Annotated in this window: 1 pseudogene; it reads right to left on the bottom strand. The window is 46.5% G+C overall.

Going from position 1 to position 460, the window contains the following annotated elements:
• Nucleotides 1-460, bottom strand: a pseudogene (locus ALO_RS22635) (hypothetical protein); the annotation flags it as partial.

The following is a 460-nucleotide window of genomic DNA, read 5'->3' as shown; positions in this document are numbered from 1 at the left end:
ATAGATATTCTTTTATGACTGCTATCTGATCTTCTTTGGTCGTTGCATTTTTCAGGTCTTCTGCAAAGTCTTCCTGCAATTGATGGGTAAAATAGTTATTTCTCGTACCGGACAGTGCCGTACTCGCTCCCGTTTGTATACCGCCGCCGGAAATCTTTGATGCCGCTCCACCAATCGCCATACTGGCCCACTGTTGCAGGTCAGGAGATAATTTGGAAAGTGCTTTTCTGCTAGCTTCCGATACTCCTGCTCCTAAAGCGCCGGAAATCACATTTCCTCCGCCTAAATCGGCCATCATTCCACCAACCATGGCATGGAGGGCGACTCTGTAGCTTCCTCCTTTACCCCAGCGTTGTATGCTTTCTTGATCTTTATCTTTAATGGCTTTTTTCAGTTGGGCATTGGCTAAGTCGCCCACTGCTTTAAAGGCTTCTTCGCCAAACATTTTGGTCAGTTCTTG

The organism is Acetonema longum DSM 6540 (assembly GCF_000219125.1).
Classification (GTDB): domain Bacteria; phylum Bacillota; class Negativicutes; order Sporomusales; family Acetonemataceae; genus Acetonema; species Acetonema longum.
The sequence above is the reverse complement of the archived record's forward strand: the minus strand, read 5'-3'. Positions and strand labels throughout refer to the sequence as shown.